The organism is Streptomyces sp. LaBMicrA B280 (assembly GCF_049222185.1).
Classification (GTDB): Bacteria; Actinomycetota; Actinomycetes; order Streptomycetales; family Streptomycetaceae; genus Streptomyces; species Streptomyces murinus.
In genome coordinates this window covers 252750-274678 of record NZ_JBMJCT010000033.1, presented here as the reverse complement: position 1 = coordinate 274678, position 21929 = coordinate 252750, and the positions used below count along the sequence as shown (strand labels likewise).

At 72.0% G+C, this 21929-nt stretch carries 17 protein-coding genes and 1 pseudogene; 7 read left to right on the top strand and 11 right to left on the bottom strand.

Annotated features, from left to right (window positions below):
• Positions 1-207 precede the first annotated feature (207 nt).
• The gene (locus ACLF5H_RS26190; protein ID WP_421678464.1) at positions 208-3267 is read left to right on the top strand and encodes an AfsR/SARP family transcriptional regulator; all 3060 of its coding nucleotides are present in this window, start codon (positions 208-210) and stop codon (positions 3265-3267) included.
• A gap of 485 nt (positions 3268-3752) precedes the next feature.
• Here the strand turns inward: ACLF5H_RS26190 and ACLF5H_RS26185 are convergent, their stop codons facing one another.
• The 8 genes from ACLF5H_RS26185 to ACLF5H_RS26150 form a co-directional block, all read right to left on the bottom strand.
• Positions 3753-4481 (bottom strand): hypothetical protein, encoded by a 729-nt coding sequence (locus ACLF5H_RS26185; RefSeq protein ID WP_421678463.1) that lies wholly within the window; start codon positions 4479-4481, stop codon positions 3753-3755.
• A gap of 198 nt (positions 4482-4679) precedes the next feature.
• The gene (locus tag ACLF5H_RS26180) at positions 4680-5876 is read right to left on the bottom strand and encodes an NAD(P)/FAD-dependent oxidoreductase (RefSeq protein WP_421678462.1); all 1197 of its coding nucleotides are present in this window, start codon (positions 5874-5876) and stop codon (positions 4680-4682) included.
• Between the two features lie 119 nt (positions 5877-5995).
• Positions 5996-6940: an RNA polymerase sigma factor SigJ gene (gene sigJ, locus ACLF5H_RS26175; protein WP_421678461.1), complete on the bottom strand. Its 945-nt coding sequence runs from the start codon at positions 6938-6940 to the stop codon at positions 5996-5998.
• A 124-nt stretch (positions 6941-7064) separates the two neighbouring features.
• Positions 7065-9125, bottom strand: coding sequence for a TolB family protein (locus ACLF5H_RS26170; RefSeq protein WP_421678460.1), 2061 nt, complete (start codon positions 9123-9125; stop codon positions 7065-7067).
• Between the two features lie 298 nt (positions 9126-9423).
• The gene (locus ACLF5H_RS26165) at positions 9424-10479 is read right to left on the bottom strand and encodes a sphingomyelin phosphodiesterase (protein WP_421678459.1); all 1056 of its coding nucleotides are present in this window, start codon (positions 10477-10479) and stop codon (positions 9424-9426) included.
• Positions 10480-10638: 159 nt separating this feature from the next.
• The gene (locus ACLF5H_RS26160; protein ID WP_421678458.1) at positions 10639-11901 is read right to left on the bottom strand and encodes an MFS transporter; all 1263 of its coding nucleotides are present in this window, start codon (positions 11899-11901) and stop codon (positions 10639-10641) included.
• A 245-nt stretch (positions 11902-12146) separates the two neighbouring features.
• The gene (locus ACLF5H_RS26155; RefSeq protein ID WP_421678457.1) at positions 12147-12926 is read right to left on the bottom strand and encodes a GntR family transcriptional regulator; all 780 of its coding nucleotides are present in this window, start codon (positions 12924-12926) and stop codon (positions 12147-12149) included.
• Between the two features lie 76 nt (positions 12927-13002).
• Positions 13003-14421, bottom strand: a complete 1419-nt coding sequence (locus tag ACLF5H_RS26150) for a hypothetical protein (protein WP_421678456.1) — start codon at positions 14419-14421, stop codon at positions 13003-13005.
• A 312-nt stretch (positions 14422-14733) separates the two neighbouring features.
• On the opposite strand from ACLF5H_RS26150, the gene ACLF5H_RS26145 reads away from it, so the two are divergent.
• Together ACLF5H_RS26145 and ACLF5H_RS26140 are read left to right on the top strand one after the other, a co-directional pair.
• Entirely contained in the window at positions 14734-15363 is a 630-nt protein-coding gene (locus ACLF5H_RS26145) for a phosphatase PAP2 family protein (RefSeq protein ID WP_421678455.1), read from the top strand.
• A 49-nt stretch (positions 15364-15412) separates the two neighbouring features.
• Positions 15413-16447, top strand: a complete 1035-nt coding sequence (locus ACLF5H_RS26140; protein WP_421678454.1) for an aminoglycoside phosphotransferase family protein — start codon at positions 15413-15415, stop codon at positions 16445-16447.
• 35 nt (positions 16448-16482) lie between these two features.
• Here the strand turns inward: ACLF5H_RS26140 and ACLF5H_RS26135 are convergent, their stop codons facing one another.
• Positions 16483-16914: a GNAT family N-acetyltransferase gene (locus tag ACLF5H_RS26135; RefSeq protein ID WP_421678453.1), complete on the bottom strand. Its 432-nt coding sequence runs from the start codon at positions 16912-16914 to the stop codon at positions 16483-16485.
• Between the two features lie 111 nt (positions 16915-17025).
• Between ACLF5H_RS26135 and ACLF5H_RS26130 the strand changes: the two genes are divergently transcribed.
• Positions 17026-18219 (top strand): permease, encoded by a 1194-nt coding sequence (locus tag ACLF5H_RS26130; RefSeq protein ID WP_421678452.1) that lies wholly within the window; start codon positions 17026-17028, stop codon positions 18217-18219.
• Between the two features lie 55 nt (positions 18220-18274).
• Here the strand turns inward: ACLF5H_RS26130 and ACLF5H_RS26125 are convergent, their stop codons facing one another.
• Positions 18275-18709, bottom strand: a complete 435-nt coding sequence (locus ACLF5H_RS26125; RefSeq protein ID WP_136100442.1) for an ATP-binding protein — start codon at positions 18707-18709, stop codon at positions 18275-18277.
• Positions 18710-18904: 195 nt separating this feature from the next.
• Here ACLF5H_RS26125 and ACLF5H_RS26120 point away from each other — a divergent pair, with 195 nt between their 5' ends.
• From ACLF5H_RS26120 to ACLF5H_RS26110, 3 genes are all read left to right on the top strand, one after another.
• On the top strand, positions 18905-19741 hold the full coding sequence (locus ACLF5H_RS26120; RefSeq protein ID WP_421678451.1) for a helix-turn-helix domain-containing protein: 837 nt from the start codon (positions 18905-18907) through the stop codon (positions 19739-19741).
• A 7-nt stretch (positions 19742-19748) separates the two neighbouring features.
• A complete protein-coding gene (locus ACLF5H_RS26115; RefSeq protein ID WP_136100444.1) occupies positions 19749-19940 on the top strand; it encodes a DUF397 domain-containing protein in 192 nt (63 codons plus the stop codon).
• A 113-nt stretch (positions 19941-20053) separates the two neighbouring features.
• Positions 20054-20587, top strand: coding sequence for an NUDIX hydrolase (locus tag ACLF5H_RS26110; RefSeq protein WP_136100445.1), 534 nt, complete (start codon positions 20054-20056; stop codon positions 20585-20587).
• Here ACLF5H_RS26110 and ACLF5H_RS26105 read toward each other — a convergent pair.
• Positions 20565-21910 (bottom strand): annotated as a pseudogene (locus ACLF5H_RS26105) (hypothetical protein). The gene ACLF5H_RS26110 and the pseudogene ACLF5H_RS26105 overlap by 23 nt on opposite strands.
• Positions 21911-21929: the final 19 nt, after the last annotated feature.

Genomic DNA, 21929 nt, shown 5'->3' with positions numbered 1-21929 from the left:
ACGGGCCGATTCCCGCCACCCGGCACCGCCCCGGGACGCCCCTGCGGGCTCGTCCCCCGCAGAACCCCCAGCCCCGGGCGCCGGGCCCGGGAAAATATCTTGTTTATCGGTCACATTCGGAATCGTGCGGCGCGCGCATAGCCAGCGTGAGCGGGGTCATGACACTCTCGTATGCCCGGCCAGTACAGGCCCGGCGGGAGGACTCTGGTGGAGTTCGAGATTCGGCTCTCAGGTTCGATCGAGGTGCGCGTCGGCGGGCGGGCCGGGCCGTTGGGGCCCACCAAGTCCCGGGCCGCCCTGGCCGCGCTGGCCTGGGACGCGGGGCGGTCCGTGAGCGTGGACAGCCTGGTCCACCGCATCTGGGACGACCACCCCCCGGCCACCGCCCGCGAGACGCTGCACACCCATATCTCCCGGGTGCGCCGCGCCCTGCGGACGGCCGACCCCGACGCGCCGACCATCACCAGCCGGACGAACTCGTACGTCCTTCATGTCGACCCCGACCGCGTCGACCTGCGCGCCTACACCAGCTGCGTCGAACAGGCCCGCGCGCTCAAGGGCAGCGACGACGACGCGGCGCTCCAGCTGCTGGAACGGGCGGACACCCACCGGTACGGCGAGCCGCTCGCCGGGATCTCCGGTTCCTGGCCCGACCACCTGCGCGCCACGGTGGGCGAGACGGCCCTGATCGCCGCCATGACCCGCGCCGAACTCCTCATGAACGCGGGCAGGTTCACCGAGGCGGTGCCGGTCCTCGCCCCCCTGGCACCCGAACACCCCGTGGACGAGGCCCTGGTGGGGCTGCTGGCCGTCGCGCTGCACGGCGGCGGCCGTACGGCGGAGGCGACCAAGCTGCTGCAACGCACCCGGCAACGGGTCATCCGGGACATCGGTCTGGACGGGGGCCGGCGCCTCCATCGCATCCAGGAGGGGATCCTGGCCGGCACCCCGGCGGGCGCGCTGTACGGCCAGGGCCCCCGCCGTCGGCCCGCCGCACGGGTGGGCCGTCCCGTGCCGGACAACCTGCCGCGGGACGTCCCCTGGATCGGCCGCCGCGCGGAGTTACGGCGGCTCACCTCGGCCCTGTCCGAGGGCGGGGGCGAGGGCGGGGGCGAGTCGGGTGCCGTGGTGACCGTGGAGGGGATGGGGGGCGTCGGCAAGACCGCGCTGGCGGTGCACTGCGGGTACCAGGTGGCGGACCGCTATCCCGACGGCCGCTGCTTCGTACGGCTCGGCGGCCACGCGGCGGACCGGACGGCCGGTGCCCCGGACCGCGCGCTCACCACGCTGCTGCGGGTGCTCGGCCCGGAAGGCAAGGAGTTGCCGCAGGACACCGAGGAACTCATCGCGATGTGGCGGTCGTTGGCGCGGGACCGGCGGATGCTGGTGATCCTGGACGACGCGGTCTGCTCGGAGCAGGTACGGCAACTGCTGCCCGGCGCCTCGCCGACGGCGGTCGTGGTGACCAGCCGCCGTCGGCTCACGGGCCTGCCGGGCGCGCGGTCGGTCTCGCTCGACGTGCTGCCGAGCGACGACGCGATCGCCCTCTTCCAGCGGCGGCTCGGCACGGGCGGGCGGTCCCGGGCGGCGGAGATCGCGGACATCGTCCGCGTCTGCGGTCATTTACCGCTGGCCGTGGAGATCGCGGCGAGCCGGTTGCTGGCCAGGTCGTCGTGGACCGCGGCGGACCTGCTGCGGCAGCTGACCGCCGGAGCGGGCGGGCTCGATGAACTCCGCGACGGTGAACGGACGTTGGAGCATGTGTTCGCGCTGTCCTATCGCACGCTGACCGCCGAACAACAGCTGGTCTTCCGCCGGACGAGCCTCCACACCGGAATGGAGTTCGGGCCGCACGCGGTGGCGGCGCTGACCGGTCTGCCCCTCGCCGTGACCGAGCGGGCGCTGGAGCAGCTGCTCACCCAGCATCTGGTTTCCGAACCGGCCCCGCATCGCTTCACCCTGCACGATCTTCTGCGTACCTACGCGCGCTCATTGAGCGACGCGGAGGAAACGGAGTCGCGGGCGGCGATGGCGCGACTGGCGACGTTCTATATGGGGGCGGCGGATCGCGCGGACCGTCTAGTACACCCCTACCGTTCTCGTACCAGCCTGGACGCCGACGATTTCATCAGCCTTCCCGAGATCGATGACGTACCCGCGGCCGAGAAATGGCTGATCACCGAGAGCGGCAACCTCGCGGACACGCTGGGCTGGATCAGCGCGCACGGAACCGAGCGTCAACTCGCCTTGTCCGTGCATGTATTGACCGAGCTGCTGGACACACGGGGACGGCTGACCGCGACGGAGACGCTGCTCAGGCGGGCCGTCGCGCACTGGGCCGTCGCAGGGGACCGCAAAGCGCAGGCACGGGCGCTGCTCGACCTCGGCGTCGCGCACAGTCATCGCTCCCGCTACGACGAAGCGATCTCGGCCGCACGCGAAGCCCTGGAGCTGGCACGCACCCTGGGGGATCCGGAGCTGGAGTGCGAATGTGTCAACCAGCTCTGCATTCCACTGTGGCAGACGGGCCAGTACGGGCTGGTGCAAGCCCTACAAGAACAGACCCTTGATTCTCGTATGCAAATGGAAAATGGGCTCCAGGCGGCTCGTAGTCACAACATATTGGGCTCGACCTACTTAAGCCTTGCCAAAAACGATGCCGCACTGGCTTGCTTCAACTCTGCACTTTCCGAATTCACCGCGATCGGCCACGAGCGCGGCATCTTTGTTTCGCTCAACAATCTGGCTGAGGTATCGACGCGAACGGGCGATCTGGAATCTGCCGAGATCGCCTACCGAAAAGCCATTTCCCTCGCGACGCAAAGGTCCGACAGAAGAGAGCAAGCAACTCTTCAGATGAACTTGGCCAACGCCCTGATAGGGCTGGGGCAGACGGAAGAGGCGCTGACCCTGTCGCAGGGTTCCCTGGAGGTCTTCCGGGCCGTGGCCGATCGGCGCGGGGAGGCCCTCGCCCTCAACCGGATCGGCAAGGCGCATCGCGCGGCCGGCCGCAGCGAGCAGGCGGTACCGCTCCACATCGCCGCACTCACCCTCGCCCGGCGCATCAACGCCGCGGGCGAGGTGGTCGACACGGCCTATGACGCCGCTGTCGCCGAACTGGACACCGGTCGCGTGACGCAGGCGATGGCGCACCTCGAGGAGAGCCTCGCCGTGAGCAGGCAAATCGGCGCTCCCGCGGAAGCTTCCCGAGCCGCGGGGGCCCTCGCCACCGCGCGCACCGCTCCCCGGCAACAGCAGCGGGACTGACCAGCCCTTTCTCTCGCACGGTCACCAAATTGACTTCGGGCACGGAGTTTGCAAAAGTACCCGCACACATGATCGTCAAGCGTCCGATGACGAACGTTTGTTCGTGTGATTCATAGTGTCTCCGTGCATCGAGAGAGCAACGCCGATGAAGCCGACCATTTTGGTCACCATGACGTGCATGATGTTTGCGATACTTAACCATCTGCTGTCGGCGCCCCCATATTCCTGAGAGCCCATAGCCCCACGCAGGCCACCCGCCCCGCCCCTGGAGGCAGGGCGGCCCCCTGAACCCCCTCAGCCCGTCGCCCGCCACCAAGAAGGCGTCCCCGATGTCTGTGGCGGAGAGACCTTGGCCAAAGCGAAGAACGGCTCGCCGGTGCGGAGCCAGCCCGGCCGCGGGAGCGATGGACGCCTACCGGCGGACGGCCGACGACCGCCATGCCGGGCCGAGCTTCGGACACCGCTCCGCAGTGCGGGGCCGAGGCTCAGGCCCGCACCATGTGCAGCCGCCCCGGATCCGCCTCCATACGCAACGGCGCGCGTACCTCGCCCATCGGGACGCCGTCCACGTCCAACCGGTGGGCGCCCCAGGCCCGTTCGAAGCGCAGGCGGCGTACCCGGCGTCTCCCGAAGGGCTCGCCCCGTACCTCCAGCAGCCCCGAGCCGGTCGTCGTGACGGCGAGGCGGCGGCCGTCCGGCATGGTGATCTTCTCGTTGTCGAGGATGAGGCGGACGGGCCCCGGGTCGGTGTTCTGGGACACCAGGTCGACCTGACGCAGGGCCAGTTCATAGCCGCGGTCCGCGAGGTGGATGCCGATGACGTCCTGGTGGCAGGCCCCCGCCCCCGGCATCCCGTCCGGCCGGTCGATCAGCAGCGGCAGGCGCCATAACGCCGCCGCCCGCATCGCCTGCTCCGGCCGCACCCCGGGGGTGTGCACCAGCAGCCCCACCGACCTCGGCGGCAGCCCGTGCCCGGCACCGGCGCGCTCCCCCGGCTCCGGTGCCGGGCTCAACTCCAGGCTGGCGACGCCCCGTTCGACCAGTCGGGCGCGCAGTGCGGTGGTGCGTTCGCGTTCGGACGGGTGGCGGCCGCGGACCACCCCGAGGGTGGAGCGGGTCGCCGGAAGGGTGCCGGACAGCCGTACGGCGGCGGTCAGCAGTCGGTCGACGCCCGTGATGTGGTGGGCGGTCGGTGGCGAGGACGAGGGCGGCATGCGGCTCCTTGCGCGCTCGGGACGGAACGCACACGGCCGCCTCTCCACGGCTCGGCCCCTGGTGGCACCGGTCGTTCAATCTCTAACGTAGTGCGAGAGTGCGGCCGGTGTGAAGCCGCGCCAAGGGCGGGTGAACCCGGGCCGACTCCCGTGTGTCGAGAGGCTTTCCGGACGTCCCCGTCACCTCAACTCCCGCTGTCACGCCCGTGGTTCGAGGACGCGGGACGCCCGGTCGGCCCCCGGCGCCACCCTCCGCGCCCGGCCCGGCACCAGCAGCGGATGGGCGACGCCCCAGGCCGCGGCCTTGCAGATGGCCTCCTTGTAGCGGGCGGCGAGGCGGCCGGTCAGGGCGTGATCGACGGCGCGGTCGTCGGCCGTGACGAACTGGATCAGGCCGTCCCGGCGGCCCAGGGAGACGCACTGCTGGTAGTACCGCACCGGCGTCACCGGCACCTTCCCGCCGCTGAGCCGCGCCGCGATCGCGTCGGCCGCCTGCCAGGCGCCGGGCACCCCCGAGGCGCAGGACATCCGCAGCGGCTTGGCGCCGGGTCCCATCGCGAGGGCCGCGTCGCCGATGGCGTACACCCGCGGGTGCGAGACGGAGCGCATCGACCGGTCGACGACGATCTGGCCGTTCTCCGCCGTCTCCAGGGTGGTGGCCCGCGCGATCGGGTGCACGGCGAAGCCCGCGGTCCACACGGTGGCGGCGGCCGGGAGCACGGTGCCGTCGGCGGTGGTGACGTGGTCGGCGGCGACCGCGGTCACGTCCGTGTGCTCGTGCACGGTGATGCCGAGCCGGTCGCAGACCGCGCGCAGATGGCGGCGGCCCTTGGGGGAGAACCGTTCGCCCAGATCACCGCGGACGGCCAGGGCGATGTCCAGGTCCGGGCGGGTCTCGGCGAGTTCGGTCGCGGCCTCCATGCCGGTGAGGCCGCCGCCGACCACGACCACGGGGGCACCGGCCGTCAGCTCGGCCAGGCGGGCGCGCAGCCGCAGCGCGCCGGGGCGGTTCGCGAGGTCGTGGGCGTGCTCGGCGACGCCGGGAACGCCCTGGTCGTGCCATCCGCTGCCGAGGGCGTAGACGAGGGTGTCGTACGGCAGTTCCTCCGCCGTGCCCCGCTCCCCGGTGACGGTGACGGCCCGCCGGTCGGCGTCCACGGCGGTGACCCGGGCGAGCCGCAGGGTGACGCCGGTGCCCGTGAGCAGGGCGGCGAGGGGCCGGGGCGGGAGTTCCTGTCCGGCGGCGAGCTGGTGCATCCGGACGCGCTCGACGAAGTCGGCCTCGGCGTTGACGAGGGTGATGGCGACGTCCTCGCGGCGCAGTCGGCGGGCGAGACGGCCGGCGGCGATGGCTCCGGTGTATCCGGCGCCGAGGACGATGACGCGGTGCTGCATGGCCTGCTCCTGTCGCTCATGGGACGGTGTCCCAAGCGGTTCGCCCCTTGAACCGGGCGGCCCGCCGTTTCCTGACAGGAGCGGGCCGTGACCCGCGTCACACACCCCTCGCGCGGGCGTCAGAAGACCTTGAGCACCGGCTCGCCGTGCTCACCGGCCGCCCAGCGCCGGGTCGCGCGCACCAGCTTGTCGGGGTTGACCTGGCTGCGGAAGGCGGCGATGCCCTGCCGGGTGATCTCCAGGCAGGTGATGCCGATGACCCGCCCGTCGAGCACCACGACGAGCGCGGGGGCGCCGTTGACCAGGGAGACATGGAGGTCGGGCGAGCCGCCGACCAGGTTGCGCTTGGCCTTGCCGGGCTTGAACAGGCCCCGCATGAAGGTCGCGACCGCGCGGGCGCCCTCGAACGCGCGGGCGCGGGCCGGCACCTTGCCGCCGCCGTCGCCGACCGCGATGGCGTTCTCGGTGAGCAGGCGTACCAGCGGTTCGGTGTGGCCGCTGGTGGCGGCGGCGAGGAACTCGTCCACGATCCGGCGCGCGGCCGCCTCGTCGATCTCGGTGCGCGCCCGGCCGGTGGCGACATGCTTCTTCGCGCGGTGGAAGATCTGCTGGCTGGCGGTCTCGGTGAGGTCGAGGATCGCCGCGATCTCCCGGTGCGGGTAGTCGAACGCCTCGCGCAGCACGTACACCGCGCGCTCGTTCGGGGTGAGGCGCTCCAGCAGGGTGAGGACGGCGTACGACACCGACTCGCGCTGTTCGGCGGTGTCGGCGGGGCCCAGCATCGGGTCCCCGGCGAGCAGCGGCTCGGGCAGCCAGGCGCCGACGTAGGTCTCGCGGCGGGCGCGGGCGGAGGCGAGCTGGTTGAGGCAGAGGTTGGTGAGCACCTTGGTCAGCCACGCCTCGGGGACCTCGATGCGCCCGGTGTCGGCGGCCTGCCAGCGCAGGTACGTCTCCTGTACGGCGTCCTCCGCCTCGCTCGCCGAGCCGAGCAGGCGGTAGGCGATGGCTTCCAGCCGGTGCCTGGACGCCTCGAACCGGTCCACGTCGTCCACGGTCAGGGCCATGACCGGGATCCTAGCCCGCGGAACCGGTCAACTGCCCCGGAAATCCCGGCCGGTCAGCCGCACGCCGACAGAGGGCCGGTGGCCCACCAGGTGTCGGTGGGCCACCGGTCTGCCGGGTGCCCGGTCAGCGGGCGGTGTGCCCGTCCGGAGCGGGCAGGTGGGTGCGGTCGGGACCGGCACCGGGCGCCGGACGGCCGACGGTCGCCGCGCCGCCCCCGGCGACCAGGGCCGGGGCCTTGGCACCCCGGGCGGTCGCCGCCGGGAGGTCACCGCCCGCCGCCCAGATCGTGGACGTCCAGGCGCTGCTCGCGGCGATCGCGTCGCCGATGGCGGTGCGGTTGGCAGGCGGGTAGGAGGAGTTGCCGCCGAAGGTCTCCACGACCGAGACGCTCGCGGCCTCCTGGCTCAGATAGGCCGACGCCTGCGCGGACAGCGTGCCCTCGGTGGACCAGAGCATCGGGCCGTACGTCGCGGTGACCGCGCCGCCCGCCGCGGCGTTCTGCCAGGCCCAGGTGTCCTCGACGACCGCGGAGTTCGGCGCCGACCACCAGAAGCGGGCCAGGTTGGCGGCCACGTCCTCGTGGGCCTTGCCGCCGATGGCCCAGTAGCTCCAGGACTTGGTGAACGCCGTGTGCTGCACCGCCTGGTCGGCGTTGTAGCCGACGGTCACCAGGTTCGTGGTCTTCGGGTTCAGCGCGTTGATGTAGCTCTTCACCGAGGACGGGACGGTCTTGCCGTTGGTCAGCAGGACCACACCGGTGCCGCGGTAGCCGAGCGCACCGGCGGCCGTGGCCGCGGCGATCGGGTCGTGGTACTCGCCGCCGTCCGCCAGGAAGATCCACGACGGGGTCGCGGTGATCTGCTTGGCGACCCGCGCGGACAGCCCGGACAGATCGGTCGCGTCCATCCGCAGCGCCTTGTAGCCGAGCGCGGTGACCTGGTCGGCCACCTTCGAACTCAGCAGCTTCGCAGGCCCGTTGAGATAGACGGTGCTGCCCTTGGGCAGCGACCGCTTCAGCTCGGCGGCGGCCGCGGAGTCCAGCCCGCTGCCCGAGGTCATCAGCAGCGGGCCCTGCTTCTCGGCGGCGAGCGCGATGCCGGGCGCCGAGTAGGTGGCGTTGGACTTGTTGACCAGCACCGCGGAGCGCGCGGTGACCAGGCCGGGCACATGCGCGGCGCCGGTCTTGTCGTAGGTCCAGCGGGAGGCGGCCGCGTCGATGGTGATGGGGCCGGTGCCGTAGACGCGGGCGAGGTAGTTCTGGCGCAGCGGCTGCCAGGCGGGCTTGGCGCCCTGGCCCGCGCCGGTGATCTGCTTCGTCGTACCGTCCGTGAGGTCGAGCAGCTGTACCGTCTGGACGTCGCCGGAGCCGCCCGCGGGTGCGCTGTGCGCCTCGTAGGCGAGCCGGTGACCGGCCGGGTCCCAGGTGGGGAAGAGGTGGTCGGAGGCGTCGGTGGTGATCTGCTTGGCGTTGCCGCCGTCGGCGTCGGCCACGAACAGCTGTGACCAGCCGTCCACTTGGCGGGTGAAGGCCAGCTGGGTGCCGTCCGCCGAGAACACCGGCGAGGAGCCCGGATCGACGATCCGGGTCACGGTGTCGTTGCCCGGGTCGTACCGCCAGATGCCCTGGTTGGTGCCGCCGGTGGTGCGCCGTTCGAAGGCGAGGATGCCCGTCGGGCTCGCCGTCGGGTGGACGTCGTACGCCGACGCCGGTTCCTGGGCGCTCGTGAGCAGCGGCTCGGGGGCCCAGGAGCCGTCCGAGGGGCCGTGGACCAGCTGGCCGCCGGTGCTGTAGACGACGGAGCTGCCGTCCTGCCAGTAGACCGGGTCCTCGTCGGGCGCGCCGGTGCGCGTGCCGGTGGCCGCCGGCAGGGTGACGAGCGAGGTGGCGCCGGTGACCCGGCCGGTGGTGACCCGGCCCCCGGCGGCCACCACCTTGCTGCCGTCCGGCGCCCAGTTCAGCGCGTGGTTCGCGCTGGTGATGCCCGGCACCGAACGCAGGCCCGTGCCGTCGGAGTTGACGGTCTGCGCGCCGGTGGTGCCGCCGTACAGGCTGAGCAGACCGGTCGAGGTGTCCGGCGCGGTCGGCGTGGCCTGCGCGCCCGGTGCCGCGGCACCGAGCAGTCCGGCCGCCAGCGAGGCGGCCGAGGTGAGCGTCGCGAGGTGGCGACGCGTACGAGAGTTCAACGAGCCCCCCAAGAGTGAGTGTTCCGCGCCGCGGGCGTCCCGGCCTGGTGCCCGGCCGTGTCGTGACGGACGGGCTTCCGGCGCGCGCGTAGGGTCGCGCGGCAGCTCCGGCGACCGGTGATCGCCCATCGGCAGCAGGACGGTATGTGAAGGGCGCGCCGGACACCGGTGAAGCCGTCCGAACAATGGATGAACACGCGCGGTACGACGGAACGCGGACCGGGGGAACTCCGTCCGGGCCCGGTCCCCGGTGCGCCACGAGGAGGCACCGGAGGACCGAACCCCCTTTTGCTCAGCCTCAGTTGAGCTGGAACGTGGTCTCGATCGGGTAGTGGTCGCTGGGCGCGTTGGTGTCGGTCCGGCCGGTGGTCCAGCCGGACTGGGGGTCGAAGTCGACCTTCACCGGGGAGACGGCGGAAGGAACCGGGCGGCCGGGGGCGTTGAGGTAGCCGAGGTAGTCAACGTCGTCGCGGTAGTCCTTGGGGAAGGTCTCGACGCCGGACATGTACTGGCACCACGCGGAGACCGGGCAGTCCATGGTGCGCAGGGTCTGGCCCGGGTCGGTGGCGGGGGTGCCGAGGACGCCGTTCACCGCGGTCTGGGCGTCGGCGTGGTCGCCGCGGGACCGGCCGCCGTAGTACTCCACGTTCAGGTCGCCGCCGATCAGCACCGGACCGCCGGTGCCGGCGATGCCGTCCGCCCAGGAGCGGATCTCGCGGAGCTGGGCGAGCCGGGTGGACTGGGTGGTGTCGGTGGAGGTGCCGGACTCGTCGGCCTGGAGGTGGGTGCCGATCACCCAGCTCTGCGTGCCGCCCTTGGCGATCCGGACCAGCGCCGCGCCCTTGTTGGCGTGGTAGTCCCAGGTGCCGGACGTGGAGTTGCTGAAGACGTGCGCGTACTGGGCGGTGATCGGGTACTTGGACAGGATCATCGTGCCGCCGTTGATGACGAACGGCGAGTTGGAGCAGTCGCCGCTGATGCCGGTCCAGCCGCCGCCGGAGCAGGTCTGGCCGACCACCGGGGTGTGGTACGGGTACAGGTCCGACAGCTTGCCGACGATGTCGGCGGTCGAGGTGTTGTTGAAGTCCTCGTCCAGCACCACCACGTCCGCGCCGTGCCGCCGAACGATTGATTCGATCACCGGCGTGCGCTGGGCCGCCTTCTCGTTCTGGGTGCTGTCCACGATCGCGGTGCCGAGGTCGACGTTCCAGGCGAACACCGACAGGCTGGTGCCGGAGCCCGCCGCGCTGGCCGCGCTGGCCGCGCTGGCCGCGGGGGCCGGGTAGACGGCGAGCCCGAGGAGCGTGGCGGCCGCGGTGGCGGTGAGGGCGGTAGCGGTACGACGCGAGACCATGCGCTCTCCTGCTGGAAGTGAGCCCCTGACCGTAAGCGGGGCGCGTACATGACAGCGGGAATCTAGGGGCGCGCCGGTACGACCGGAAGAACGCCGATGAAGCGGTCCATGGACAGACAGAAGAGAAAAGGTGTCTGGACAAGTCGGCGCCTGGAGGCGTCAATTCGGCTTGTAGAGCCGTGATCTTCCCCGGTCGGCTGTGCGCAGCGGAGAGAGGAAGGCGGGGAGGAAGCCCAGCGTCATGCCGACCGCGCCGATCAGCAGGGCGGCCCGTGCCCCGAACGCCGTGCCCGCGGCGCCGCCCAGCAGTCCGCCGAGCGGGAGGCCGCCCCAGGAGACGAACCGGGCGGTCGCGTTCATCCGGCCCAGCAGCCGGTCCGGGGTGAGGGACTGCTGGAATCCGGCCTGGGCGACGAGGCGTACGACACCGCCGAAGCTCAGCGCCGCCAGACCGGCCGCCGCCAGGCAGAGGCTCCACCCGGGGCGGGCCAGGGGGATCAGCGCGGTCGGCGGGCAGGTGACCAGCGGGGCGAGCCAGACGGCCGTGCCCGGTCCGAGCCGCCGCGCGATCCTGGTCGCCGACAGCGCGCCCAGCAGCGCGCCGCATCCCATCCCGGAGAGGATCAGGCCGACCCCGGCCGCGTCGAGGCCCGACTCCCGCTCCAGGAAGAGCAGGAGCATGGCCTGGTACATGGCAAGGGAGAGGTTGAAGAGGGCGTCGCCGAGGACCGTCGCGCGCAGCACCGGGTGGGCGAGCACGAAGCGCAGCCCCTCCCGCACCTCGCGGCACAGCCGGGGCCGGGTGTCCGGTCGTACGGCCTTCTCCTCGTGGTCGCGGATGGCGAGCGCGAGCAGTGCCGACAAGGCCGTCCCGGTCGCGCTCGCCAGGAGCGTGCCGGCCGGTCCGAAGGCGCCCACCAGCGGGCCCGCCAGTGCCGGGCCGCCGATGCTGGTCGCCGAACGGATCGCGGAGAGCGTGGAGTTGGCCTCCAGGAGCCGGGCGCGGCCGACCAGGTGGGGCAGGTAACTGGCGTAGGAGACCTCGAAGAAGACGGTGAGCAGGCCGTGCACGAGGGCGACGCCGTACAGCCAGTCGACGCTCAGCAGTCCGGACCAGTGGGCCGCCGGGACGGACAGCAGAAGGAGGGCGCGGGCGAGATCGGCGGCGATCAGCACCGGTCGTTTGCGCACCCGGTCCACCCAGGCGCCCGCCGGGAGTCCGACGAGGAGGGAGCCCGCGGTGGTGGCCGCGGTCAGCAGGCCGACCTGGAAGGCGTCGGCGCGCAGCAGGGTGATGGCGACCAGGGGCAGCGCCAGGAAGACGACGCGGTCGCCGAGTTGGCCGAGCGCGGTGGCGGCGGACAGGAGCCGGAAGTCCCGGTCACGCAGGAGTGCGGACCGGGTGGCGGGGCGCGGGGGCATCGGCGGCCAGGGCCTTTCTCTCGGATCGGGTCGGCCGCGGGCAACGGCCCCTCTCGGCTGACCCGAGCGGGGTCTGGTGCGTGCGGCCGCGAGGCGGAGGGGTGCGTCGACGCGACGGGGGTGCCCCGGCGAGCGAGGCCGAGCGTCGGGGGGCGGCGAGCCGCTGGGGGTGCCCCCGCGCCCCTGAGGCCGTGGGGGGGTGCGTGCCAGACCCCGCGGCCCCGACAAGTTCCGGGAGAGAGGCCCTATCCCCGGTCGACGGCGAACTCGTAGAGGACCTCCCGGCGGGCGTCCGGGACGATGATGTCGGCGGTCTCCACCGGGCGGCCCCCGGAGTCGTACAGGGTCCGCTCGATCCGCAGGACCAGATCGCCGAGGCTGATGCCGAGCAGATGGGCCTGCTCCCGGGTGGCGCGGGCCGGGCGGGGCAGTTCGGCCACGGTCTCGACGTGCACCCCGATGGAGCGCATCCGCTCGACCACGCCCCGGCCCGCGAGCGGTCCCTGCTCGGGCAGCACGATCGGGGTGCCGTCGGTTATCGCCAACGGCTCCCAGGAATGGGAGAGTTGGACGGGCTGGCCGTCCGCGAGGAACTCGTAGTGCGTGCTGACGCAGGCGTCGCCGGGCGCGATGGCGAGCCGCTCGGCGATCGCCGCGGGCGCGGGCAAGCGCACCCGGGTGTGGAAGTCCCACGCGCCCGCCCGGCCCCGCTCGGCGACGCTGGTGGCCGGGTGCCCGAGGCCCCCGTGGCGGCGCGCCCGGATCATCGGCAGCCGCTCGCGCGGCGCCCGTACGTACGTCCCCGACCCCGCGCGCCCTTCGAGCAGCCCCTCGGCGATCAGCCGGTCCACGGCCCGCTGCGCCACATTGCGCCCGACCCCGTACTCCTCCGCGAGCCGCGCCCGGGACGGCAGCCGCCCGCCGATCTGCCACTCGCCCGCGAGGATCCGCGCCCGCAGCGCGTCGGCGACGGCGAGGTAGGGCGCCTCCGGGGGCGCGGGCGGCTTGGGCGGCACGGGCGGCATGGACGGCTCTCCGGTCTCACGGGGACGGGGTCCGGACGGAGTCGGAAAGCTATCGCGCGGGCGGAAAGCTGATGGATCAGGAACGCGGTGCGTGGCCCTCGCGCAGGGGTCGCGGCGGGGGCTGCGCCGCCAGGAACTCCACCACCGCAAGGACGAACAGCAGGCACAGGGCGATCCCGAGGACCACCCAGCCGGTGGGGTACGGCCACAGCAGGCAGACCAGCACCGCGACGGCGACCAGGATCCAGGTGAACCAGGCGCGGTGGCGGCGCACGAAGGGGCCGACCGGGCCGGTGCGCAGGCCCGCGTGGTCGGCGGTGCCGCGGGCCGCGCCGATGCCGTCGGTCCACAGGCCCCGCACCAGTCCGGCGCGCCGTCCGGGTCCGCTGAGCCAGGCGCCCAGCGCGATCACCACGCCGAGCACGATCACCATCCGTACCGCGGTCTCCAGGAAGCGGGTCAGGGTGTCGTAGACCGCGCCGGCCGCGCCCGGGGAGACATCGGCGGGCAGCCGGTCCAGATAGAACAGGCGGAAGACGCGCAGCCCGATGCCGAGCACGGCGGTGGCGACGGCCGCGCCGAGGCAGCCCGCGACGAGGGCGCGGCGGCGGCGCAGCGACAGCAGGACACCGGCGGCGATCAGCAGGACGGCGAGCACCGGCAGCCAGTTTCCGGCGATCCGCAGCAGCCGTACGTACGTCTTCACCTTGCCGACCTGCTGGGACTCCAGGATCGTGAACTGGGCGTGGATGGCCGGGATATGGCTCGCGAAGGTCATCCCCGCGTCGACCATGCGCTTCTTCACGTCCTCGATCAGCGGGGCGAGGTCGAGGGTGACGGTGTCGTCCTTCAACTGCACCGCGCCGCCTCCGGTGCCGGTCAGCGCCTTGTCCAGGGAGGCGTGGATCCGGCGGTTGGCGTCGGTCCAGACCGTCTTGAAGGCCGAGGAGGCGACGGCCTTGCGGGCCTGGTCGTGCACGAACCCCCGTACGGCGTTCTCCAGGCCCCCGCCCAGCCCGCCCAGCGCCCTCTCCAGCAGGGGCCGGTCCTTGGGCGCCACGTCGGAGAGCAGCGTGGGCAGCTGGATCCGGTCCATCAGCGCGTCCGTGGCCCGGTTCGCGGCGGCGTCCTGCACGGCGGGGTTCCCGGCGAGCGGGGCGACGGTCGCGACATAGCGGTCGGTGTCGCCGACCAGGTCGGCGGCCCAGGTGGCGACGACGGCGAGCGGGGCGAGGAGGCAGCCGATCACGAGGAGCACGGCGGCGAGCGCGGAGGCGGGCCGCCGCCGGGGCCGCGCCGCCCCACCGTGCCGCGCGTGCCGCTCCGCCTCGAGGGCGGCGAGGCGGGAACGGAGGTCGTCGAGTTCGGAGTGGTCGGGGCGGTCGGGGCGGTCAGGGTGGTCCGAGTGGTGCGGGCGGCCGGGTCCGTCGTGTCGCTCCGGGCGGTCGGGGCGGTCCGGGTCGCCGGGGTGGTCGGGGGTCGCGCCGTTCGTCACTGGCACCTCCTCGCCGTGCAGATCACCAGCGCACCGCCCCGCACACGCGGGCGCGAGCAGGGCGGGGCCGTTCGGGTCAGCCGGGGCGGCGCAGGTGGGGCGGCACAGGTCGGGTCGGCACCTCGCGTCACAGGTGGGCCGGCACCTCGTGTCATAGCTGGGGCGGCACCCCGCGTCGTAACCTGATATCGTCTACAGACTTGTAGACGTTTACCTCTGAGACGTCCGCGCTTCATCCGTACGTCCGATCGGTGCCCGCGCCCGTTTCCCGGAGTCCGCGGCACACGCAGCACGGCCCCGGAGACCCATCTGATGACGACTTCCTCCCCGACCACCCAGGCGCTCGACGGCGCGGCGATAGACGGCGGTCTGTACACCGACGTCACCGACTTCGCCCGGCACACGCACTGGCTGAACGAACCGGCGACGCTGTTCAGCGCCTTCGGCATCGGCCTGTTCGCGGTGTATCTGCTGGTGGCGTGGTGGCGGGCCAGAGGACAGGGCAGCACCGTGATGGCCGCCGTGCTGGCGACGCCGGTCGGCGTCGTCCTCGCCTACGTGGTCAACAGCGGGATCAAGGACGTCTTCGACGAGCCCCGGCCGTGCCGCGCGCTCCCCCACGACTTCCTCCTGGAGGCGTGCCCCGCGCCGGACGACTACGCCTTCCCCAGCAACCACACCACCGTCGCCTTCGCCTTCGCCGTGGCCCTCCTGCTGATCAGCCGCCGCCTCGGCGCCCTCGCCCTGGTCACCGCGATCGCGATGGGCGCCTCCCGGGTGTACGTCGGCGCGCACTACCCGCACGACGTCGCCGTGGGCGCGCTGGTCGGCAGCGTCGTCTCGCTCGCCACCGTCCTCGTGCTGCGCCGCGTCGCCCCACCGCTGGTGGAGCGCCTGCGCACGGGCGCCCTGCGCCCGCTGCTGACCTCGCAGCCCTCCTGACCCCTGGTCCCTTCCGACGTACCGCGCGGGGCGGCTACGGTTGCCCCGCATGGCTCCCGACGGCACCGAACTCACCGCGGACCTGATCCGCGACCTCCTGCGCGCCCAGCACCCGGACCTCGCCGAACGTCCCCTGCGGCTGGGCGCGCGCGGCTGGGACAACCAGCTGTGGCGGCTCGGCGACGACCTCGCGGTGCGGCTGCCCTGGGCGACCGCGACGGCGGACGCGCTGCTGCTCAAGGAGCACACCTGGCTCCCCGTCCTCGCCCCGCGCCTGCCCCTGCCGGTCCCCGTCCCGCAGCGCCTCGGCGCCCCCTCGGCGAGGTTTCCGCGGCCCTGGATCGTCACCACCTGGGTGCCGGGCACGCCCGCCGATCTGGCCCCCGCGACGCGCGGCCGGGAGGCGGCCGACGCCCTGGCCGGCTTCCTGACCGCCCTGCACCGGCCCGCCCCCGACGACGCGCCCGCCGGCCGGGAGCGCGGGGGGCCGCTGGCGCCGCTGGCCGGGCAGTTCGAACGGGGGCTCGCCTCGGCGCTCGAACTGGGGCTGCTGCCCGATCCCGAGCCGGTCCGGGCGATGCGCGCGATCTGGGCGGACGCCGTCGCCGCGCCCGTGTGGTCCGGCCCGGCGGTATGGCTGCACGGCGATCTCCACCCGGCCAACGTGCTCACCGCGGACGGCACCCTCTGCGGCGTGATCGACTTCGGGGACCTCTGCGCGGGCGACCCGGCCTGCGATCTCGCCGCCGCCTGGACCCTCCTGCCGGACGGCGCCATCGACCGCTTCCGCACCGCGTACCGGCCCGCGTACCGGGCCACGCGGAACCCCGCGCAGAACCCCGCGCGAGGCGCCGTACAGGACCCCGCGCGGGACGCCGTACAGGATCCCCCGCACGCCCCCTCCGCCCCCTCCGCCCCCTCCGCCGACGCCGCGACCCTGCGCCGTGCCCGGGGCTGGGCGCTCTTCCGCGCCCTCGGCTGCCTCCTCATCGGCGAGGCGGGCCGCCGCGGCCGCCCCGGCGGCAAGCCCAGCTGGGCCCCACCGGCTCGCGCGGCGCTGCGCCGGATCCTGCCAACTCCCTGACCCGGCGGGGCCGTTCACGCCGAAGCGGCGGACGCCTACTCGCTCAGCCGGAACACCGTGGACTCCCGCGGCCGGAAGCCGATCCGCTCGTAGAGCCGGTTCGCGGAGGCGCGGTCCGGGCGGGAGGTGAGGTCCAGCGTGCGCGCGCCCGCCTTACGGGCGAGCCGTACCGCCTCCTCGATCAGCAGCCCCGCGACACCCCGGCCGCGCGCCGCGCCGTCGACCACCACGTCCTCGATCCGGCCGCGCAGCCCGGACGGCAGGGGCAGCAGCACCAGGACCAGGGTGCCGACGATCGCCTCGGGGGTGCGGGCGACCAGCACCGTGTTGGTGTCACAGGCCACCAGCCGGTCGATCGCGGCGCGGTCCAGGGGCACGGCGGCCGAGGACAGCTGCGGAAGCAGCCTCCCGAAGGCGTCGACCAGCTCCCGGGACGGCTCCCGTACGACCTCCACACGGATATCCATGCGCGGAGGATACCGATCGCCGAACCGGACCATACCCACGTTTCGAAATACCCCATGGGGGTACTCTCGGCCGAGTGGCGGAACCGCACCACCGTGAAGGGAGTGCGCTGCATGCACGCGATCGGGCACGCGTTGTCCATCACCGGATCGATGACCTGGGAGATCACCTGGGCGCTGATCCTCGGCTTCACCCTCTCGGCCGTCGTCCAGGCGGTGGTGCGCCGCGAGACGGTCGTACGACTGCTCGGCGACGACCGGCCGCGCACGCTCGCCCTGTCCGCGGGTCTCGGCGCCGCGTCGTCCTCCTGCTCCTACGCCGCCGTCGCCCTCGCCCGCTCCCTGTTCCGCAAGGGCGCAAACTTCACGGCGGCGATGGCCTTCGAGATCGCCTCGACCAACCTCGTCATCGAACTCGGTGTGATCCTGGCCCTGTTGATGGGCTGGCAGTTCACCGCGGCGGAGTTCGTCGGCGGCCCGATCATGATCGTCGTACTCGCGGTGCTGTTCCGCGTGTTCCTGCGCGAACGTCTGCTGCGCGGGGCCCGGGAGCAGGCCGAGCGCGGGGTCGCCGGGTCGATGGAGGGCCACGCGGCGATGGACATGTCGGTCCGGGGCGAGGGCGGCTTCCTGCGCCGGCTGCTCTCGCGCGCCGGGCTCACCTCCGTGTCGCACATCTTCGTCATGGAGTGGGCCGCGATCCTGCGCGACCTGGTGGCGGGGCTGCTGATCGCCGGGGCCATCGCCGCCTGGGTGCCCGACGACTTCTGGCACACCTTCTTCCTGGCCGGCCATCCCCTCGCGGCCAAGCTGATCGGCCCGCTGATCGGCCCGGTCGTCGCCGTCGCCACGTTCGTCTGCTCCATCGGCAATGTGCCGCTGGCGGTGGTCCTGTGGAAGGGCGGCATCAGCTTCGGCGGCGTGATCGCCTTCATCTACGCCGACCTGCTGATCCTGCCGATCCTCAACATCTACCGGAAGTACTACGGCCCCCGCATGGCCGGCTTCCTGCTCGCCACCTTCTTCGCCGCCATCGCGGTGGCCGGCTACGCGGTGGAGTTCCTCTTCGGCGGCCTCGGCCTCATCCCCGACCAGGCCGTGGCCCGGCTCCCTGAGGAGGGCATCCGCTGGAACTACACGACCTGGCTCAACATCGCCTTCCTCCTCCTCGCCGCCTCCCTCGTCATCCGCTTCCTGCGCACGGGCGGCACAGCGATGCTGCGGACGATGGGCGGGGGGCCGGAGGAGGGTGGGGACGGTGGGCGCGGGAGCGGTGGGCGCGGGGACCACGACCACCACCACGCCTGAGGCCACCCGCCGGACTCCAGAGAGACGACTCCAAGGGGGCGACTCCAGAGGGGCTTCACACCGGACTCAGCGCGGCGGTCGCCCTGAAACCGAGTTCACACCATACGAACTTGCCCCGCTCCCCGAACCGCGCCGACGGCTGCCACCCCCAGTGGTCGGCGCACGCCATGACGAGCCCGAGCCCCCGGCCACCCTCCAACTCGCCCGCTTCGGCAAGGGATTGCGCCACGGGCGGCGACTGCGGATCCGTGTCCCACGCCCCGATCCACACCACCCCCTCCGGGGTACGGCGCACCCGCAGCGCCGCCGGACCCTTCGTGTGACGCACCGCGTTCGAGACCAGCTCCGCCGCCAGCAGCTCCGCGGTGTCCACCAGGCCGATCAGACCGTGGAGGGTGAGGATAAGACGGAGGGTACGGCGGGAAACCGTCACCGCCCTCGGGTCGTTGGGGATGCAGAGGGTGTAGTCCCAGGACTCGCTTTCAGGCATAGGTGATCAACTCCGGGGAGTGAGTGGGGGGTTGAAACGCGCGCAGGGTGGCGTTGCCGCGGGTGCGGTGCACTTCCGCTGCGTGTGCGGTACGTCACCGACAGTAGGGCTAACGTGTAATCCCAAGCAAGCGAATCGCGTCATCTGCCCCCGAACGAGCGGCATCAGCAGATGCGTTGGAGCAAGGAGAACCCGATGGTTCTGAGGCGCGAGCCGACCGCACGCCAGCTGCGCCTGGGGCTGGAGCTGCGCAGGCTTCGCGAGGCCGCAGGGCTCGCGGTCCGGGAGGCGGCCGCCCTGCTCGGGGTCTCCGGTCCGGCCATCAGCCAGATCGAGTCCGGTGTCGCAGGCGTGGGAGAACAGCGTCTCCGGCGCCTGGCCTCGCACTATGCCTGCACCGATCACGAGTTCATCGACGCACTGGTGGCGATGGCCACCGAACGGACGCACGGCTGGTGGGAGGAGTACGAGGGGCTGCTGCCGACGTCGTTCCTGGACCTCGCCGAACTGGAGCACCACGCCCGCCTCCTGCGCGAGGTGTCGGTCCTGTACGTACCGGGATTGCTGCAGACAGAGGACTACGCTCGCGCGGTCTTCTCCGCCCGAGTTCCCGAGCTCACCCAAGAGGAACTGGATGTGCGGCTCAGCCACCGCATGCGGCGCCAGCAGCACGCCCAACCGTACGAGACGGTGATTCACGAGGCTGCTCTGCGCATCAGGGTCAGCGACCGCGCCGCCTCACGAAACCAACTTCAACAACTCCTGGAGTTGTCCGAGTCGGACCATGTGACCGTGCGGGTCATCCCCTTCGACCTGGACGACTTCGCCAGAGCCTCCAGCACGATGACGCACGTTTGCGGCCCTCTGCCCAAGCTGGATACGGTGCTTCGCGACACGCTGCACGGCTCGGCCTTCATCGACTCCGAGGCTCAACTCAACGCCTACCGAACGAGTTTCCGTAAAGTGGAAGCCGCGTCCCTCGACCCCTCTCGGTCACGTGACTTCATCAACCGGCTGGCGAAGGAGCTGTGAGGCCCCCATGGAGAACTGGCGAAAGTCGTCCTACTCGGGCCCAGGCGACGGCAACGCATGCGTGGAGATCGCCGACACCCCCACCCACGTATCCGTCCGCGACTCCAAGACCCCCACCCGAGCCACCCTCACCTTCCCCCTCCCCGTCTTCACCCCCTTCATCGAGACCCTGAAGGGTGCGCGCTCGGACGGGCTGTGACCCTGAATCCAACCGAGCCCCAGCTCACGAACTCTTGGCCCCGCCGCCAGGACACGCGGGAGTCTTCCCGCGTGCTCTGAGATCCTGGAGGCCGATCGAGAGGGGTCGCAGGTATGGAATGGAAGACGCACGGTGAGCGACAGATCTACACGAACCCCTGGGTAAATCTATGCCTCGTCGATGTCCAACAGCCTGATGGGCGCAGGTGGGAGTACCACGTCGTCCGGCTTCGGCACCTGGCCGTGGCCGCCGTCGTCAACGAACGTCAAGAGATTCTCATGATGTGGCGACACCGCTTCATCACGGACTCATGGGCCTGGGAGCTGCCCATGGGTCTGGTCGAAGAGGGCGAGACCCCGGAAGAAGCCGCAGCTCGCGAAGTGCTGGAGGAGACAGGATGGCGTCCTGGTTCCATCAAGCCCCTGATCTATGCCGAGCCGGCCAACGGCATCACGGACTCCCAGCACCATGTCTTCCGGGCCGACGGAGCGATGTATGAAGGTCCGCCGACCGAGAAGAACGAGTCGGACCGGATCGAGTGGATCCCGCTGGCCGACGTTCGAGGCATGATCGACCGCCGCGAGATCGTCAGCAGCGGCTCCCTCGTCGGCCTGCTCTACGTGCTCATGGACGAGGCCATCCGCTGACCTGGCACGACAGCATCTCCCGAAGCCGGGACTCGAACGCCATCGCGGTCGGCTCCCGACGGAAGGGCTCCAACTGCTCGTAGAACTCCCGGAGGTGGCCGACGATTCGTTGCGAGCTGACGGCCGCCGCCGGGACGAGGGCATCGATGGCTGTGTGGCAGGCTTCGTCAAGCTTGCCACGCTGAAGCTGAGTGCGGGCGAGCCAGAAGGCGTGGAAGGCCCGGCCCCGGTGGTTCGATCGGTGCTCTCGACGTAGTGCGTCCGCGATCAACGGCTCCGCGAGGGCGGCTTCGCCCAGGCGGCCGTGTGCGATACCCGTGTCCACGATCAGCTTCGGCTCGTCGAAGTAGGTGGCCCAGGCCGGGTCTGGATCGTCGGCGCTGATCCGGCCGAAGTGGGTGCGGGCCTCCGAGATCGCGGCATGGGTGGCACCGTGGTTCCCGAGGGTGGCGTGAGCGAACGATTCGCGCATCGCGAGCATGGCCAGCACTCGCGGTGTCGTCTCCTCCGCCCCTCGGGCTTGGTCCTGGGCTGCTGCGACGAGGGCGAGAGCGTCCCCAGGCTTGTCCTGATATGTGGCCTGGAGGCTCATGCAGGCGAGAACATTGGCCGTGAACTGACGGTCGTCGATGGCCTTGGCCAACCCGAGGGCTTCAGTGAAGTAGGCGCGTGCCTGGTTGTACTGGCGAGCGTCGAAGTAGGTCCACCCGGTGAGCCGGGCCAGCTCAGCCGCGATGCTGTGCAGGCCGTCCCGCATGGGTGTCGGTCGCTGTTCTTTGAGCAGGCCGATGACGTAGCGGAGTTGGCCGACGACCGCTGGCCGTAAGGTCTCGCCGCCGTGTTCGTCGTCCCGGCGCCAGTAGTCCGAGATCGACGAATGCAGCGCGTCCAGCATCGACGGGCTGAGGTCCCGCTCGGCTGCCAGGGCGAGGATGCTGTCCACGTCGGCCCCGGGTAGCCCCACGGCCGACCGCACGTCGACGGACGTCGGCCCCTCGAAGGGTTCTCGTGGTGTGACGGTCAGGGTCTGTGGGGTCTCCCACGAACGCCGGGCCAGACCGAGCAGATGGCCCGGGATGCGCAGTCCTCAGAAATCCGTTCGACCACGTCCATGTGCAGCAGCTGTCGCCGCCCGGTAATCACCTCGCCGACGCGGCTCGGGGTGAGATCGCAACGTCGCGCAATCATCGACGGGTAGATGCCTGCCCGTACTTTGACCAGCCAAAAGATGCGGCTGAAGTCTCTGGCCTGGCATGCCTCGATCATCGCCGGGTCCGTGAGCAGGCCGGCCGGGAGTTCCTTCGAACGGCGGGGCTCAGGCATCGGGCACGCTCCGGCGTGA

What these genes read in the sequence shown, in the direction of transcription:
- ACLF5H_RS26135 (WP_421678453.1), bottom strand. Translation starts at nt 16,914, where the DNA reads ATGGATATCCGTGTGGAGGTCGTACGGGAGCCGTCCCGGGAGCTGGTC.
- ACLF5H_RS26120 (WP_421678451.1), top strand. Translation starts at nt 18,905, where the DNA reads ATGGTTCTGAGGCGCGAGCCGACCGCACGCCAGCTGCGCCTGGGGCTG.
- ACLF5H_RS26140 (WP_421678454.1), top strand. Translation starts at nt 15,413, where the DNA reads ATGGCTCCCGACGGCACCGAACTCACCGCGGACCTGATCCGCGACCTC.
- ACLF5H_RS26185 (WP_421678463.1), bottom strand. Translation starts at nt 4,481, where the DNA reads ATGCCGCCCTCGTCCTCGCCACCGACCGCCCACCACATCACGGGCGTC.
- ACLF5H_RS26110 (WP_136100445.1), top strand. Translation starts at nt 20,054, where the DNA reads ATGGAATGGAAGACGCACGGTGAGCGACAGATCTACACGAACCCCTGG.
- ACLF5H_RS26115 (WP_136100444.1), top strand. Translation starts at nt 19,749, where the DNA reads ATGGAGAACTGGCGAAAGTCGTCCTACTCGGGCCCAGGCGACGGCAAC.
- ACLF5H_RS26160 (WP_421678458.1), bottom strand. Translation starts at nt 11,901, where the DNA reads ATGCCCCCGCGCCCCGCCACCCGGTCCGCACTCCTGCGTGACCGGGAC.
- sigJ (WP_421678461.1), bottom strand. Translation starts at nt 6,940, where the DNA reads ATGGCCCTGACCGTGGACGACGTGGACCGGTTCGAGGCGTCCAGGCAC.
- ACLF5H_RS26180 (WP_421678462.1), bottom strand. Translation starts at nt 5,876, where the DNA reads ATGCAGCACCGCGTCATCGTCCTCGGCGCCGGATACACCGGAGCCATC.
- ACLF5H_RS26155 (WP_421678457.1), bottom strand. Translation starts at nt 12,926, where the DNA reads ATGCCGCCCGTGCCGCCCAAGCCGCCCGCGCCCCCGGAGGCGCCCTAC.
- ACLF5H_RS26130 (WP_421678452.1), top strand. Translation starts at nt 17,026, where the DNA reads ATGCACGCGATCGGGCACGCGTTGTCCATCACCGGATCGATGACCTGG.
- ACLF5H_RS26125 (WP_136100442.1), bottom strand. Translation starts at nt 18,709, where the DNA reads ATGCCTGAAAGCGAGTCCTGGGACTACACCCTCTGCATCCCCAACGAC.
- ACLF5H_RS26145 (WP_421678455.1), top strand. Translation starts at nt 14,734, where the DNA reads ATGACGACTTCCTCCCCGACCACCCAGGCGCTCGACGGCGCGGCGATA.
- ACLF5H_RS26165 (WP_421678459.1), bottom strand. Translation starts at nt 10,479, where the DNA reads ATGGTCTCGCGTCGTACCGCTACCGCCCTCACCGCCACCGCGGCCGCC.